Source organism: Spirosoma jeollabukense, assembly GCF_054777855.1.
This window is the reverse complement of record NZ_BAAHAD010000002.1, coordinates 929,527-945,042: the sequence shown is the minus strand read 5'-3', so window position 1 is coordinate 945,042 and position 15,516 is coordinate 929,527. Positions and strand designations below refer to the sequence as shown.

Below are 15,516 nucleotides of genomic sequence, written 5' to 3'. Positions count from 1 at the left end.
TGTAAAACCCGTTGACAGTCTATCCGTTTGTTCGTAACTATACAATTAGTTTTTGGCTACCCAACTAACCGTATTTTTATGCAAAACAATATTTCCCGGACTGGAAACTCCCGGTCCGGATTGCCTCGTACGGGCGGATTTCGAAAGGGCGCGCTAGCCGCAGCTTTGCTGGTTAGCAGTCTGACACTCTCGTCCGCTCAGAACAAACCGGCGGCCGTTGCCCTGCCAGAAGGTGTCACCAAAGGCGCATCCGTCGAAGGCATCAGCGAATACAATCTCAAAAATGGCCTGAAAGTATTGCTCTTCCCCGACCCATCGAAACCGACTATTACCGTCAATATTACGTATCTGGTGGGTTCGCGGCACGAGGGTCTTGGTGAAACGGGCATGGCGCACTTGCTGGAACACATGGTCTTCAAAGGGTCCACCAAACATACCAACATTCCGCAGGAACTGACATCGCACGGTGCCCGACCCAACGGCACAACCTGGCTCGACCGTACGAACTATTACGAGACATTTTCGGCGACTGACGAAAACCTGAAGTGGGCACTCGACCTGGAGTCTGACCGGATGGTGAATTCGTTTATCAAAAAAGAAGACCTGGCTACGGAGTTTTCCGTTGTACGAAACGAGTTCGAGAGGGGCGAAAACTCCCCCCAGAGCGTACTGAATGAGCGCGTTGTCTCTGCCTCTTATCTGTGGCACAATTACGGCAAATCGACCATTGGCAACCGGTCTGACATTGAGAAGGTGCCCATCGAAAACCTGCAGGCCTTTTACAAGAAATTCTACCAACCCGACAATGCGGTGCTGGTGATTGCCGGTAAGATCGACGAAGCCAAAACACTGGCGATGGTGAACCAGTATTTTGCGTCCATTCCCCGGCCAACGCGGGTGCTGCAACCTACCTATAGCATCGAACCTACCCAGGATGGCGAAAAACTGGTGACGCTACGTCGGGTAGGCGACACAAAAGTTGTTTCGGCGTTGTATCACATCATGCCCGGTTCGCACCCCGATTACCCGGTCATGGATGTCGTGATCGAACTGCTGACCAACGAACCGAGTGGTCGTTTGTATAAAGCCCTCATTGACACCAAAAAAGCCTCACAGGAATACGGATATTCGTTCACGACGAAAGATCCTGGCTACGTATATTTTGCCGCCGAGATGCTAAAAGATAAGTCGATTGATGAGGCAAAGGCAGCCCTGCTCTCAACGCTGGATTCAGTCGCCATCAAGGCTCCTTCGAAAGAGGAAATCGACCGGGCAAAAGCGAAAATTCTAAAAGATGTTGAGCTGAGTTTCAAAAACGCCGAACGCGTTGGCCTGGCCATGAGCGAATACATTGCTACCGGCGACTGGCGGCTGGGCTTTCTCTATCGGGACGCCCTCGAAAAAGTGACGTCTGCCGATGTCCAGCGCGTCGCCAACTACTACTTCAAACCCTCGAACCGGACCGTCGGTATGTTTATACCCGACGCAATGCCCGACCGTGTCGACGTACCCAACGCGCCCGACATTGCCGCCATGGTGAAGGATTACAAGGGTCGCGCATTGGTAGCCCAGGGTGAAGCGTTCGACCCATCGCCCGCTAACATCGACGGTCGCACCCGGCGTTCGGAACAGCCAAACACGATCGAACTGGCGTTGCTGCCCAAGTCGACACGCGGCAATGAAGTAAATGCACGCATGACACTACGGTATGGCGATGAGAAAAGCCTGATGAACAAGAGCGCTATTTCGGTCTTTACCGCGTCGATGCTCGACCGGGGCACGACCACCAGGAGTCGCCAGCAAATCCAGGATGAACTGGACAAATTGAAAGCGCAGGTTAGCGTGTCGGGCGGTGCGAATCAGGTTAATATAACCATGAAAACGACCAAGGAAAATCTGCCTGCCGTAATTCGTATTGTGGGCGACATGCTCAAACATCCGGCCTTCGATGCCAAGGAGTTTGACAACCTTAAGCAGGAACAACTGGCGGGGATTGAGTCGCAACGCTCGGAACCAGAGAGCATGGCGTTCACGGCCTATCAGCGCCAGATGAACCCCTACCCAAAAGAGGACATCCGGTACACCTCGACGCCCGATGAAGATGTGGCGGATGTAAACGCCCTCAAGCTCGACGACCTGAAACAGTTCCACAAGGACTTTTACGGTGCCCAGAATGCAACCATGTCGATCGTAGGCGATTTCGACGAAACGCCCGTTCGGAAAGTGATTACGGACGAGTTCGGGACCTGGAAAGCGAAGAAACCGTTTAGCCGCCTAGTTTCGACCTACAATGACATCAAGCCAACGCCCCAGTCGCTGGAGGCTCCCGACAAGGCCAATGCCTTTATGGTAGCGGGTGTCAACATTCCGCTACGTGACGATGATCCCGATTACCCAGCCCTGGTACTCGGTAATTATATGCTGGGTGGTGGTTTCCTGAACTCGCGCTTAGCGGTACGTATCCGTCAGAAAGAAGGGATTAGTTATGGCGTTGGTTCGCAATTATCAGCGAATCCGCTCGACAAAACGGGAATGTTTATGACTTATGCTATCTACAATCCGGAAAACGCGGAACGACTGGAAAAAGCCTTTCGGGAGGAAATGGACAAAGCCGTGAAAGAAGGTTTTACGGCCGATGAGATCAAAGCAGCTCGTTCCGGCTTGCTACAGGCACGCATGGTAGCGCGGGCGCAGGACCCTTCGTTGGCTGGTACGTTGAATAACTACCTGTATCTGAACCGGACACTAAACTGGGATGCCGAGTTCGAGAAGAAAATAGAATCCCTGACACCGGAACAGGTTAACGCGGCTATGAAGAAACACATCGACCCATCGAAAATTTCGATCATCAAGGCCGGTGACTTCGCCAAAGCCGCCAAGAAAGCAACGGACGCCCAGCCCGCTTCGGCCGTGGGTGGTGGCAAGAAAAATTAGCCTGACTGCGCGGGCGGTCCCGCCGGGATTTATCAGATTTAGGGATTAAACAGATTTTGCTTTCAACAAAAGCCGTTAACAAAATCCTGTAACTCCCTAAATCTGATAAATCCCGGTTCTTTTTATGGAATTTAACTATAAAATTAGTCATATACCTAAACCTATCGTTTTCCATGAAAAAACTACTTTTACTATTGATTTTTGGATCGTTTTCAGTACCGGTATGGGCGCAGGTAAAGGTGATCCTATTGCGGGATACAACCACGTATCAGATCAGTCGAACGGCGCTGGATAAACAATATGCCATTCTCACCGAACTGTTTCGGACACAACCACAAGGCGCCAACAGGGCAATGCAAGCCCGGCAAAAGCAATTAGACACATTTATAAAAAAACAGATTGACTTGCCCAGAAAAGCCTTTGTTCTGTTTCTTTCTGAGTATTATCAACCAGATGGTAACGCGCAATGGGTGCTGGTTGATGCTGATCGATCGCAGCCGGATTCTGTTGTGGCGAAAGCCATTGCTAAGTTACAGGAATTTTATTCTAAAACGCCCTATCCGGCAAGTGGCACAGTGCCATTCCGAATTTCTTCGGCGGTGATGTATGGAAAAGCTTATGTCCCTGCCCGCACCGTTCGGCGTGGATCGGGTATCATCAGCACATTGGAAGCAGCCGAAAGAACTACACGACCTGACACAGTTACGATGCTGGCGTTTAACCAGTTAGAGCTAACAACCATACCGGAAGTTGTTTATCGATTTCCAAACTTAGCCGAACTGGACCTGTCGAAAAACCTATTGCATGAGCTTCCTTCCCGATTGACCGCTGCTATTCCTACGCTGAAACGGTTGAGTTTGCTGAGTAACGTCATACCAGACGACAGTGTTTTTATGGCTCGCAATAAACACTTGGTCTCGCTAAATCTGCAAGGCAACAAACTAACGCGAATTCCGGTATCTGTTCGCCAAAATCGCCATCTCGAAAGCTTATGGATGGGCAATAATGAGTTGAAGGAACTGGATGTTAAAACGCTACGTCGTCTGCACCGACTTAATGACCTGAACCTCTACAACGCAGGACTAACACAACTTCCTAAGTCCATCGGGCGGTTGAAACAGGTGAAGGTACTGGATTTGTACTATAATAAGTTCACTAAGTTGCCCTATCAACTGGGCCGGATGAAACGGTTGGAGCAATTAGCCGTTGCCTACAATGATTTGCATGATTTACCGGCATCGCTGGCAAAATTACGTCGGCTGAACGTACTGTTTGCGCACCATAACCGGCTCAGTCAATTGCCCAACGCGTTTCAGCGGTTAACGAATCTACGTATCCTCGATCTGGGTTATAACTGGTTCTCGGTCGCACCAAATGTGTTGAGCACATTACCGGCACTGGAGGAACTAGACCTGAATAACAATAATTTACGTGAGCTGTCACCATCGTTGAGTGAGTTAAAGACATTAAAGAAACTGTATCTGCGGTCGAATCCACTTTCCCGGGATGACCTTAAAGCAGGTCCTTATGCGCCATTAATCCAGCAGTTGGAAGCCAACAAGACCGAGGTCTTTTATTGATCAAATAAAACGCTGGTCAGATTTTTTATAATCAATTCCAGATACCCTGAAAATATACGTACTGAACGGAGAAAAATATAACTTTTTAGTGTTACTCCGGCATCAGTAAGTCTGTTGTATGCAAGCCATTACATCTCCCGTGACCAGTACCCCAAGCCGCGCTACGCTCTGGGGAAATTTGATTTCCGTATATATCCTGTGGGGCTCTACTTACCTGTTCATCCATTTCATGACCGAACAGATGCCTCCCCTCTACATGGTATCCATACGGTATCTGATTGCAGGCTCTATTTTGTACAGCTATGCACGACTGACGGGCACACCCGCTCCCACACGGCTCGAATGGCGGTCAGCAAGTATTATTGGCGTGTTGCTATTGACAGTATCGAATGGTTGCCTGTCCGTTGGACTTCAATATATTCCAAGCGGTATGGCGGCTTTATTGGGGGGTCTATTACCAGTTTATCTGCTTACGCTCAACTGGGTTTCCTTTGGAAAAAAGCGGCCCAGCAATCTGGCTTTAGCGGGATTGATTGTTGGCCTGATTGGTATTTATCTGCTGGTTAAACCGGATAAACTACAGGGAACGGGCGGTATCGACGCCAAATTAATTGGCGTTGGACTCGTTGCCTTCGGCAATTTCTCGTGGGCGATTGGTACGCTGCTGACACCCCGACTCACATTGCCATCGGGTACGATTTTCAGTGGTATGCAGATGATTATTGGTGGAATCGCTACGTTGCTGGTGAGTTTAGTGCTGGAGCCCGTTACGCCACTGAGCATTTTTGAGGCCCCCGCAAAGGCCATCTGGTCAATGATTTATCTGGTCATTTTTGGCAGCATCATTGGTTTTTCGTCCTATTCCTGGCTCGCTCGTAATGCGCAACCTCAGCTGTTGTCTACCTATGCGTTTGTCAATCCGGTTGTCGCTATGTTACTCGGCACGACGTTCGCGGGGGAAGTCTTTTCCAGCCAATCTTTTATCGGCGCTCTTGTCGCGCTAGTCGGGGTGGTGCTCATTACGTTAGGGAAGAAGTAGATGTCTGACGGGACTGCGTTTTTAGACAAATGTATGCAGCCCTATTCGATCACATCCGGAGATTTGTGCCGCTAAGCAGCGACGAAGAAACACTACTTTCGTCGCACCTGCGGCACAAAACGGTTACTAAAAAGAGTTTCCTTCTGGAAAGCGGTCAGGTCTGCACGGCCAATTATTTTGTCATCCGCGGCTGTTTTCGAATGTACTTAATTACCGAAAGTGGCCATGAGCAAATCATCCAGTTTGGCATTGATAATTGGTGGATTACGGATTACCTAAGCCTCGATTCACAAAGACCCTCTACGTTTCATATACAAGCGGTCGAACCATCCGAAATCGTCATACTCGACAGACAAATTCAGGACGAGTTGTTCCGACAAATTCCCCAGTTAGAGCGATACTTCAGGATGATCTTACAACGAGCGTATTCGGCTTCATTAATGCGGATACAATATATGTTCAACCTATCGGGTGAAGCCCTGTATCATCAGTTCAGTAGCTCCTTTCCTGACTTTGTTCAGCGTGTGCCGCAATACATGCTTGCCTCCTACCTGGGCTTTACGCCCGAATTTCTAAGCAAAATCAGAGCGAAGAAATCTTAATTTTAACGTAAATACGGGATTGAAAATGGCCCATTAGGGCCTTCACAGCGTAGCGTCGGTAGGAAAAATGAGTTTCTCTCGGTCTTGTGTGCCGTCAGGTACATAACCGTGGTGTACCTGACGGCACACAAATCCATCTCCGCTCCATACTTCCTACCGACGCTGCGCTGTATAGGCCCTACGGGCCAAATTGGCCAATCTATGATTGAACCTAATCCTGCATTCACGTAAATTTTATTGTTCTCTGTACCGCAACGGCGGACCGCTCTGTGGAGAGCGATTTTGTCGTTTACCTGAGTTCGTTTCTTGTTCTAGATTAAGTTTTTCCGGAAAACCAAGCTCTAACTTTGCAGAAACAAATCACACGGTTATCATGGAAAAGCGAATTATTCTTAGAGAAATTGAACCGGATGCATACAAAGCCATGCTGACGTTCGACAAGTATTTGAGCACAACAAGTCTGACTCCCACGCACGTAGATTTACTCAAAATTCGCGCTTCGCAGATCAACGGCTGTGCGTTTTGCATTGATATGCATACGAAAGAAGCACGCCATCATGGCGAAACCGAACAACGTATCTATGGGCTGTCTGCCTGGCGGGAAACGCCTTTTTTCACCGAAGAAGAGCGGGCGATTCTGGCATTGACCGAAGAGGTAACGCTAATCAATCACCACGTAGCCCAGGAAACGTATCAGCAAGCCGCAACCCTTCTGGGCGATAAATACCTGGCTCAGGTACTCATGGCCATCATTTCGATAAATGCCTGGAACCGAATTGGTATCGCAACAGGCATGAGCCCTGCGCTGGGCTAGTTCCAACCCGCGCCAGCTACACCGGCGGGGGACTAATACTCGTCCAGCCACCATCGACCACCAAACTCTGACCGGTGATGTGACGTGAAGCGGGAGAGATTAGAAACAGGGCCGCATTGGCGATGTCTTCGACCGTAGCCGGGCGGCCCATTGGCGTAATACGCGACCAGATTGGCACATACGACGGATCATCTAAAGTGCGCTCAGTTAACGTAGCACCGGGCGCAATAGCATTGACGGTGATGCCGAGGGGGGAAAAATCAATGACTAATTGCTTGGCCAGCATCTCCAGACCCGCCTTGGTCATGCTGTAAACTGGTAAACCCGGATGCGCCTGATGCCCCACGACCGACGACATAAACAGGACACTCCCACCTCGCCCCTGTTTCCGCATTTGCTTAGCGGCAGCCTGCGCCAGAAAAAAACTACCCCGAAGGTTGAGATTTACAATGGTCTGAAAGGCATCGGGTGTAGTCGTGAAAATATCCCCAAAAATTGTGATGCCCGCGTTGGCAATGGCAATGTCCAGCGATCCGAACGTACTGACCGCCGTTTCGACCATCTGTTCAACAAACGCTACGTCGGAGGCATCGCCGGGGCAGGCTTCGCAGCGCCCTGCTCCCTCCTGCCGGATGGTTTCAGCCGCTTTTTTCGCTAATTCTTCGTCATAATCATTGAGAAGGACATTGGCTCCCTGCCGAACTAACGCGTTGGCAATGGCAAAGCCAATCCCGATTCCGGCACCGGTAATGAGGACTGTCTGGTTGGTGAATACTGAATTCATACTTGCGTTAAAATCGTGCTTTTCCCGCATCAAAATGATACGGTGCCGGTATTGGTAAATTGAAGTTTTCCTTTCATCGTTACTGATTTAGCCTGAACCGGTTGACTTACCGATATGGTATGGCCATTCGAAATGATTACGTCGTCATTTGCCGTAGGCAGACAGTTGCAATTCCACGTAGCCGGACTGGACCAACTCCCATCCTGAACACTGGTAATAACTATAACTTCAGCGACAAGCTGATAAAGCTTACCGTCAGCCAGCGAGAGCACATACAATTCTCCCTCGGCACCTTCGGCGAAGGAGACAGGACTTGACCCAATAACCGATGTTGCCTGCTGGATGGTCTGATACGTTCCATTCGCATTTCGCTTCAGCGTCCAGTAGGTGCCCGTCGCATAGTCACCGTACACATACCAACCTTTCAGACTGGGATACGTAGAGCCCCGATAGACAAATCCACCGGTTATGGATACCGATTGCCCGCCATTGTTAGTATAGCCGGGATAGTCCAACAGGGGCATATGATACGTTCCATTCGGTGGACAACTCAACGCGTACGGATGACTTCCTTCTAAACAGGGCCATCCATAATTCTGGGGCGCTGGTGTGTTGGGCGCCGTGAAATTTAGCTCTTCCCACCCATCCTGACCTATATCACCTAACCATAAATCACCGGTTTGCCGATCAAAACTCCACCGCCAGGGGTTACGCAGACCCAATGCATAGATCTCAGGTCGAGTGCCGTCTGTAGCATTTGCATACGGATTTGTTGCGGGAATGACATACGGATTCCCACTGTTCACATCAATACGCAGCATTTTCCCGTGTAAATCCTGCAAATTCTGCGCTAGTTTCTGCGCCAGCGAATCAGGATTGCTGACGGGACCACGGGAACCGGATGATGAATCGCCGGTTGTTAAATAAAAATAACCGTCGGGACCAAAGCCCATCTTTCCGGAGCGATGCCCACCATTGGGATACGGAATCGTCAGGAATACGAGTTCCGAAGCTGGGTCTGCCTGGTCTGGATTCGAAGCTTTTCGCGTATATCGGGCAAAAACCGATGTCATAATACTATTGGAGTAATGGACATAGATATAGCCGTTGCTGGCGTAGTCGGGGTGCAGCGCAATCCCGAAAATACCTTCCCAGGTTGGATCGCGAATTTTATCGCTAATATCTAAAAACGGAGTAGCTTGCACTACCCCGTTTCGAACCAGCTGAATTTTGCCATCCGTTTGAGAAACCAGAAATTCAGTGGGGCTAAGCACGACCACATCGCTCGGTCGGGTTAGGCCACTAGCCACTAAAGACAATTGTAGCCTAGGCGTTTGGGCCAATAACCTGGTACTTAGCAAAAGCACAAGAAGATAACGTAGTGGCATAGATACAGTCAATGGAGCTGAAAGTCTATCCACAAACATACGCATTAAAAATACGTTAAAACACTGCTTATCAGTGCGAATCCCGCTTTACTTCGCTCCCCGAACTACCCCGTAGAAAGTCGAAATCGGCCCCTTCGTGGGCTTGCGTTACGTGCCGGATGTACAGATTCACATAGCCCCGCGAGTAGCCCAGATCAATCGGTTTGAAGCTCACAATGCGCGTGGCCAGTTCTTCATCCGATACGTGCAGATGCAGGCTCCGGTTGTGTACGTCGAGCGTAATCAGGTCGCCATTCTGCACCAGCGCCAGGTTGCCGCCAACAGCCGACTCGGGGGATACGTGCAGAACGACCGTACCAAAGCCCGTACCACTCATACGCCCATCCGAAATGCGAACCATGTCATGCACCCCCATCGCCAGAATCTTGGCGGGCAGTTGCATATTACCCACTTCGGGCATTCCCGGATAGCCTTTGGGTCCAACATTTTTCAATACCAGCACGCAGGTTGGATCAACGTCCAGATTGGGGTCGTCGATGCGGGCTTTATAGTCGTCGATGTTTTCGAACACGACTGCCCGGCCTGTGTGCTGCATCAGCGCGGGCGACGCGGCCGATGGCTTCAGCACGGCTCCATGCGGGCAAAGATTGCCACGTAGCACCGCAATGCCTGACTCAGGCTTGAACGGCTGTTCAACGGAGGCAATAACGGCAGGATCATAACATTGAGCTTCAGCGCAGTTCTCTCCAATGGTCCGCCCATTGACCGTCATCGCATCATTGTTCAGTACGCCACGAAGTTCGCGGATGATAGCAGGCAGTCCGCCCGCGTAAAATAAATCTTCCACAAAATGCTCGCCGGAGGGTTGCAGGTTCGCCAGCAGCGGAATCTTCGCCGACAACGTATCGAAATCGTCCAGTGACAAATCAATACCCACGCGACCGGCAATAGCGGTCAAATGAAGGATAAAATTGGTAGAACCACCCAGCGCGGCATTGACCATTATGGCATTCTCGAACGCCTGACGCGTCAGAATTTTGGACGGTGTCATATTCTCCCGAACCAGCTCAACCATCCGAACACCCGTCATGTGAGCCAGCACTTTACGGCGCGAATCAGCCGCCGGGATCGTGGCATTATCCGGCAACGCCAATCCCAGCGATTCGACCATCGCGGCCATCGTTGAGGCTGTTCCCATCACGGCGCAGTGGCCCTGCGAGCGCGCCATCCCGGCTTCAGCCGCCACAAACTCCGACTGGCTCATTTCGCCCATCTTGAAGGCTTCGGCAAATCGCCAGAGGTCGCTTGTCCCGACTTTACGACCCTGAAAACGGCCCGCCAGCATCGGCCCGCCCGACACCACCATCGTTGGAATGTCGACGCTACAGGCCCCCATTACGAGCGAGGGCGTGGTTTTGTCGCAGCCGCACATCAGAATGACGCCGTCAATCGAATTGCCCCGGATACTTTCCTCCACGTCCATGCTCGCCAGATTGCGGAACAGCATCGCCGTAGGCTTGATCTGGCATTCTCCCAGCGACATAACCGGAAATTCCAGTGGGAAACCACCCGCTTCCCAAACTCCGCGTTTGATGGCTTCGGCCAGTTCGCGGAAGTGTGCATTGCAGGGCGTCAGTTCCGACCAGGTGTTGCAGATGCCGATAACGGGCTTCCCTTCGAATTCATGGTGTGGAAACCCCTGATTTTTCATCCAGGCGCGATAAATAAAGCCGTCTTTTCCGGTGCGGCCAAACCATTCTCGGGAGCGTAATGGCATTTTGTAAGCAGATTAGCAGTAGTCAGTAAAGGCAAAGAAGATTAAATTTTTACTTCTGGCCAATCTATTTTCCGCCTTTTAAGTTTATCATTTACCCTACCCTTAACGTATTACGTCATGAAAACGAATGTTTATCAGGCACTTATCCTATTGCTGATAACCGCGACGCTGGCTTCCGCACAAAGCCGATTCGCACTGTCTATAACGGGCGGTCCCGTGGTTAATCATGCCAGTATGATGTCAACTGTTTTTTTGCCTGATCAAAATGGACAACTGACATCGACTACAATTGATAGCCGGTCGACAACCTATGGACATGTACTTGGTGTGTCAGCGCACTATTCATTTACACCTGACTGGTCGATGTCAACGGGCTTTTGGTATAACCGATTAAGCATGAATGGCACAAATCCGTTTAACTCAACTCCCTTACCTACGCGAATTATTGCACAGACAATTCAAGTGCCTCTTTTCGTAAACTACCGGCCAGGCCGCAAGCGCTTATCGCCGTATTTTTCAGCCGGTACCCTGGCCAACTTTCCTCAGTCAACTATCTATCGGGATCAATCCAATACGGGTCAGGGCGATCTGAAAATAACCTTCAATAAAAAAACCACGTTTCAGGCCGTAGTCGGCGCGGGCGTTGCGTATACGCTCAATACCCATCTGTCATTAACCGCGCAACCTATGTTGATCTGGCGCTTCAAACCAGCAGGCGACTACGAACGCTACGTAGCGTATCAGGTGAACGGGCAACTTCAATTGATGTACTCATTCTGACGTAGTTCTCGCTATTTCTTATCGGAGTGACCGAGATCTTTTTCAGGATTCACTACGTCCCGAACGAGTTGCTTCAACTCTTTTATGTCGGGAAATCGCCCCGCCACTTTTCGGTCGAAGATGACTTGATCATCAACTTTAACCAAAAAACGGCCACTGAATTCAGACGGATGAAGCAGTACCCCATGAACATCGTCGGTGAACGTAATAAGCACTTCCTGCGCCATCCAGGCCGACCGTAGCAGCCAGCCGCACTTCGGGCAGTATTCAATCGTGATTGTGGGTTTCATGGATTTGGTTTAAGAAAATCATTGCCAGATGACCGAGCGGTCTATGCTGGCAAGGGTAGCTCTACCCGTCAGGGCCATCGTCAGTTCGAGTTCATTTCTGAGAATTTCCATCACTTTCGCTACGCCTTCTGCCCCGGCGGATGCGAGGCCGAAACACACGGGTTTGCCTACCAGTACGGCATCAGCGCCTAACGCAATGGCTTTCACTACGTCGGTGCCCCGTCGTATGCCACCATCCATCAGTATGGGCATTCGCCGGTTTATTTTTTCGGCAATGCGGGGCAGGGCTTCGATGGTAGCGGGAACAGTATCTAAATTTCGACCGCCGTGATTAGAAACTATAATACCCGATACGCCAGCCTGTAGGGCTTTTTCGGCATCGTCGGGATTCAAGATCCCTTTCAGTAACACCGGCGTTTTTGCGAACGATTGCAACCACTCGATGTCTTTCCAGGTGAGGGGCTTTTGTTCGAGTAATGAGCCGGGCATGTGCGGTGTCTGCACGTCATCCGGCAACGTAAAATTAGCCCGTTGCTGCCGATTGCGGACACCCACTACGGTGGTGTCGACGGTAACGCACAGGACGCCATAGCCGTGTGCCTCGGCTTCCTGAACAATGTCTCTGGTAAACTCGCGGTCATCCCGAACGTAAAGCTGGAACCAGAGGGGTTGCGTAGCTACTTCCGCTATTTCCCTGAGTGGGGTTGTCGTAAATGAACTGACCACATAAACAGCCGAAGCGGCCCCTGCGCCACGCGCCGTGGCCAGTTCACCTTCGGGGTGCATGAGTTTGTGATAAGCGGTTGGCGCAATAAGAATGGGATACGGCAGGTCGTAGCCAAACAGCGTGACGCGGGTATCGAGCTGGCTGACATCGGTGAGCACGGTTGGCTTGAGTTTTATGGCGTCCAGTGCTTCCCGGTTCCAGCGGAGCGTCCATTCATCAGCGGCTCCACTGGCTACGTACTCATAGGCCATTTTTGTCATGTTGCGCTCGGCCATTTTTTCAAGGTCAAACAGGTTTAGTATTCCCGATAAATCGCCCTGATCACCCGCCAGTAAATCGCCTTTACTCATCCTGATTTAGGGTCTTCCAGCACCAGTACGGTTAGCTGTCATTATAATAGATTATCTAATTTTTTAACCGATCCGAGAACCCCTAAATCCCCTGAAGGGGACTTTGCTCGTGATTAGACAAAGTCCCCTTCAGGGGATTTAGGGATTCTCGGACAGCTTCTGCTATTTAACTTTGCTAATTATGTCAGATAACGACTCTAAACAAACACCTGAATGTCACACTAGCCGGATGCCCTTTTCTTCCAGCACAATCTTTCGCTCGCGGTATAACGTACCAATGGCTTTCTTGAACGTCTTCTTACTCATCTCCAGCGCCTTATAGATTTCTTCGGGCGGGCTGTTATCCGTCAGGGGTAGGAACCCATTTTCTGATTTTAGCGTCGCCAGAATGCGCCGGGCGTTCGGTTCGACATTCTCGAAACCAGCTTTTTGTAAACTCACGTCAATAAGACCATCGTCGCGAATGTTCTTGATGTAGCCGATCAGCGGGTCGCCGGGACGTACCGTCCGGAAAATTTCGTTGGCATACACCAGGCCTTTGTAGCGGTTATTGATGATCACGTTTACACCCAGATCGGTGGGTTCGTAGGCCAGTAGTTGCACCTCATCGCCCATAACCAGATCGTGCACATCGGGGTCAAGAAAGCGACTGATCTTGGTCGATCCCACCAACCGGTTGGTGCTCTTGTCCAGATACATAAATACGACGTACCACTCCCCAACCTGCATTGGGCGGCTCTGTTCACGATGTGGCACGAGCAGGTCCTTCTCCAGGCCCCAGTCCAGAAACGCACCGGCACTGGAAACGGCAACAACTTTTAGGGCAGCAAACTCATCGCGCTGGATGGCGGGCGTTAATGTAGTGGCAATGGGCCGATCTTCGGAGTCGGTATAGACGAATACGTCAATGTCATCGTCGATGGCGAGTGTATCGGGGACGTATTTGTTGGGCAACAAAATGTCGTTGCCAAAATCCTGGGTTTTGCGATCCGATAAGTCGCCGAGAAAGAAGCCAACGCTGGTTTCGCGAAGGGCTGTAAGGGTATTGATTCGTCCGATGTCAATCATAAAGTACCAAAAGCTTCCGCGAACGGCACCGCAACAGCGGACCGGCCGGAGCTAGCCGCCTGGCCGAAAGTTATGAATTTTTAGCCGTACCACCCGCTTTGGCATACGACGTTGCTGACCGGCAACGCCAGAAAAGAGAAACAATCCGGCTTACCTACCCGATGCTTTTTTTGGTACTTTCAGCCTCGTATACATAAAAAACAGTTTGTTTCAGTAAGGCTGTGAGTGTCAGTTTGTTTGCTGCCAGATAGGTTTATACGTCAGTTGTCATTTGAAGGGTTTTTATATATAACATTGATTATCAAGGCACTAATTCACGCACGTTAGTCGTTTTAAACCCAGTACCATCCAAAATGAGTTTTGTTAAAGTGTGTTGGAATTTCATTATTGATGGCCGCCGTACGTCCGGCCGTCGCAGTTGCCGCTAAGTTTACTGCCTCTCCGCTCCTCAGCGCATCCTCAATTTTCAATCGTACTCCAGCCAGAATCAACGTAGTGGTTCGTCCTGAACTACCTCAGTCTGGCGCGATTCAGGCCGATGCAACAGTCTCCCAGGTAACGCACGCGATGATGCCCCTGGCCGCCCATGCGCCCGACCTTCCGTTGCTCGATGTTGATTTCTGTGGCGAATGCCTGCCGCTCGATCAGACCGACGTAGTTGACCGCTGGAAGCACGTTTTTACGCTGTTCCGCCCCCACATCAGCGACCTCGGCAACCTTCGTCAGCGGGCCGAAGCCTTTTTCCCGATCATTGATCCCATTCTGGATAAATACGACATCCCCGACGATTTTCGCTACGTACCCCTGGCCGAAAGTGCCCTGCGTCCGAAAGCCGTTTCGCGGGCTGGAGCGGCTGGTTACTGGCAACTGATGCCCGGCACAGCCCGGGCGCTTGGCCTGAAAGTGAGTAAACGCACGGACGAACGATTCAATGTTCAAAAAGCCACCGAAGCCGCCTGTCGCTACATCCGGACCTTATACAACCAGTTGGGTTCGTGGTCATTAGTTGCAGCAGCTTACAATGCCGGACCGGGGTACATGAAAAATCAGCTTAAACGGCAAGACCATCGCGACTACTACAGCATGCGTTTACCCCGCGAAACCCGTTATTATCTCTATCGCGTGCTGCTTTACAAAGAAGTAATGTCGCGCCCGGATGATTATTCATCGTTTCTATTGCCGGCTCCCGCCGAGCAAACGGCATTCCGGCTCTGGCCAGCGAATCCTTGGTACAGGGTGGCTTAGTTAAGCTTACCAAAACAAATAGCCGGACGAGGGTGCCCCCAGCCCGGCTATTTGTTTTCCGGTTTATCAACAATTACGGGTGTCAAAAGCTATTTAGATTAGGCTACTTTTGTCAAATTAAAACCCCAGCCTCACAAA

The 15,516-nt window shown here is 50.7% G+C and carries 13 protein-coding genes; 7 read left to right on the top strand and 6 right to left on the bottom strand.

Annotated elements, in window-relative coordinates:
* Window positions 1–78: 78 nt before the first annotated feature.
* The 5 genes from ACYVEA_RS12295 (at window position 79) to ACYVEA_RS12275 (ending at window position 6,969) form a co-directional block, all read left to right on the top strand.
* Complete coding sequence (locus tag ACYVEA_RS12295) at window positions 79–2,934, top strand: M16 family metallopeptidase (protein WP_461113717.1); 2,856 nt, start codon at window positions 79–81, stop codon at window positions 2,932–2,934.
* Window positions 2,935–3,107: 173 nt separating this feature from the next.
* Entirely contained in the window at window positions 3,108–4,514 is a 1,407-nt protein-coding gene (locus ACYVEA_RS12290; RefSeq protein ID WP_461113716.1) for a leucine-rich repeat domain-containing protein, read from the top strand.
* Window positions 4,515–4,632: 118 nt separating this feature from the next.
* A complete protein-coding gene (locus ACYVEA_RS12285; RefSeq protein ID WP_461113715.1) occupies window positions 4,633–5,553 on the top strand; it encodes an EamA family transporter in 921 nt (306 codons plus the stop codon).
* A 29-nt stretch (window positions 5,554–5,582) separates the two neighbouring features.
* Entirely contained in the window at window positions 5,583–6,155 is a 573-nt protein-coding gene (locus ACYVEA_RS12280; protein WP_461113714.1) for a Crp/Fnr family transcriptional regulator, read from the top strand.
* 373 nt (window positions 6,156–6,528) lie between these two features.
* Complete coding sequence (locus ACYVEA_RS12275) at window positions 6,529–6,969, top strand: carboxymuconolactone decarboxylase family protein (RefSeq protein WP_461113713.1); 441 nt, start codon at window positions 6,529–6,531, stop codon at window positions 6,967–6,969.
* 16 nt (window positions 6,970–6,985) lie between these two features.
* On the opposite strand, the gene ACYVEA_RS12270 is transcribed toward ACYVEA_RS12275, so the two are convergent.
* The 3 genes from ACYVEA_RS12270 to ACYVEA_RS12260 all read right to left on the bottom strand — a co-directional run bounded on the left by ACYVEA_RS12270 (window position 6,986) and on the right by ACYVEA_RS12260 (window position 10,918).
* Entirely contained in the window at window positions 6,986–7,753 is a 768-nt protein-coding gene (locus tag ACYVEA_RS12270; protein WP_461113712.1) for an SDR family NAD(P)-dependent oxidoreductase, read from the bottom strand.
* Window positions 7,754–7,782: 29 nt separating this feature from the next.
* A complete protein-coding gene (locus tag ACYVEA_RS12265; protein WP_461113711.1) occupies window positions 7,783–9,141 on the bottom strand; it encodes a PQQ-dependent sugar dehydrogenase in 1,359 nt (452 codons plus the stop codon).
* 70 nt (window positions 9,142–9,211) lie between these two features.
* Window positions 9,212–10,918, bottom strand: a complete 1,707-nt coding sequence (locus tag ACYVEA_RS12260) for an IlvD/Edd family dehydratase (protein WP_461113710.1) — start codon at window positions 10,916–10,918, stop codon at window positions 9,212–9,214.
* A gap of 117 nt (window positions 10,919–11,035) precedes the next feature.
* On the opposite strand from ACYVEA_RS12260, the gene ACYVEA_RS12255 reads away from it, so the two are divergent.
* A complete protein-coding gene (locus ACYVEA_RS12255; RefSeq protein ID WP_461113709.1) occupies window positions 11,036–11,698 on the top strand; it encodes an outer membrane beta-barrel protein in 663 nt (220 codons plus the stop codon).
* 11 nt (window positions 11,699–11,709) lie between these two features.
* Here ACYVEA_RS12255 and ACYVEA_RS12250 read toward each other — a convergent pair whose 3' ends face one another.
* From ACYVEA_RS12250 to ACYVEA_RS12240, 3 genes are all read right to left on the bottom strand, one after another.
* Window positions 11,710–11,988 carry an Rdx family protein gene (locus ACYVEA_RS12250; protein WP_461113708.1) on the bottom strand — a complete coding sequence of 93 codons (279 nt, stop codon included), beginning with the start codon at window positions 11,986–11,988 and terminating at the stop codon, window positions 11,710–11,712.
* Between the two features lie 18 nt (window positions 11,989–12,006).
* Window positions 12,007–13,065 carry an alpha-hydroxy acid oxidase gene (locus ACYVEA_RS12245; protein ID WP_461113707.1) on the bottom strand — a complete coding sequence of 353 codons (1,059 nt, stop codon included), beginning with the start codon at window positions 13,063–13,065 and terminating at the stop codon, window positions 12,007–12,009.
* Window positions 13,066–13,281: 216 nt separating this feature from the next.
* Complete coding sequence (locus ACYVEA_RS12240; protein WP_461113706.1) at window positions 13,282–14,133, bottom strand: CvfB family protein; 852 nt, start codon at window positions 14,131–14,133, stop codon at window positions 13,282–13,284.
* Between the two features lie 390 nt (window positions 14,134–14,523).
* Here ACYVEA_RS12240 and ACYVEA_RS12235 point away from each other — a divergent pair, with 390 nt between their 5' ends.
* Window positions 14,524–15,378: a lytic transglycosylase domain-containing protein gene (locus ACYVEA_RS12235; protein WP_461113705.1), complete on the top strand. Its 855-nt coding sequence runs from the start codon at window positions 14,524–14,526 to the stop codon at window positions 15,376–15,378.
* The last annotated feature ends 138 nt before the right edge of the window (window positions 15,379–15,516 follow it).

Excerpts from the sequence above, each read along its gene's own strand:
- ACYVEA_RS12240 (WP_461113706.1), bottom strand. The coding sequence starts at position 14,133 with ATGATTGACATCGGACGAATCAATACCCTTACAGCCCTTCGCGAAACC.
- ACYVEA_RS12285 (WP_461113715.1), top strand. The coding sequence starts at position 4,633 with ATGCAAGCCATTACATCTCCCGTGACCAGTACCCCAAGCCGCGCTACG.
- ACYVEA_RS12270 (WP_461113712.1), bottom strand. The coding sequence starts at position 7,753 with ATGAATTCAGTATTCACCAACCAGACAGTCCTCATTACCGGTGCCGGA.
- ACYVEA_RS12260 (WP_461113710.1), bottom strand. The coding sequence starts at position 10,918 with ATGCCATTACGCTCCCGAGAATGGTTTGGCCGCACCGGAAAAGACGGC.
- ACYVEA_RS12255 (WP_461113709.1), top strand. The coding sequence starts at position 11,036 with ATGAAAACGAATGTTTATCAGGCACTTATCCTATTGCTGATAACCGCG.
- ACYVEA_RS12235 (WP_461113705.1), top strand. The coding sequence starts at position 14,524 with ATGGCCGCCGTACGTCCGGCCGTCGCAGTTGCCGCTAAGTTTACTGCC.
- ACYVEA_RS12290 (WP_461113716.1), top strand. The coding sequence starts at position 3,108 with ATGAAAAAACTACTTTTACTATTGATTTTTGGATCGTTTTCAGTACCG.
- ACYVEA_RS12265 (WP_461113711.1), bottom strand. The coding sequence starts at position 9,141 with ATGCCACTACGTTATCTTCTTGTGCTTTTGCTAAGTACCAGGTTATTG.
- ACYVEA_RS12295 (WP_461113717.1), top strand. The coding sequence starts at position 79 with ATGCAAAACAATATTTCCCGGACTGGAAACTCCCGGTCCGGATTGCCT.
- ACYVEA_RS12275 (WP_461113713.1), top strand. The coding sequence starts at position 6,529 with ATGGAAAAGCGAATTATTCTTAGAGAAATTGAACCGGATGCATACAAA.
- ACYVEA_RS12250 (WP_461113708.1), bottom strand. The coding sequence starts at position 11,988 with ATGAAACCCACAATCACGATTGAATACTGCCCGAAGTGCGGCTGGCTG.
- ACYVEA_RS12280 (WP_461113714.1), top strand. The coding sequence starts at position 5,583 with ATGTATGCAGCCCTATTCGATCACATCCGGAGATTTGTGCCGCTAAGC.
- ACYVEA_RS12245 (WP_461113707.1), bottom strand. The coding sequence starts at position 13,065 with ATGAGTAAAGGCGATTTACTGGCGGGTGATCAGGGCGATTTATCGGGA.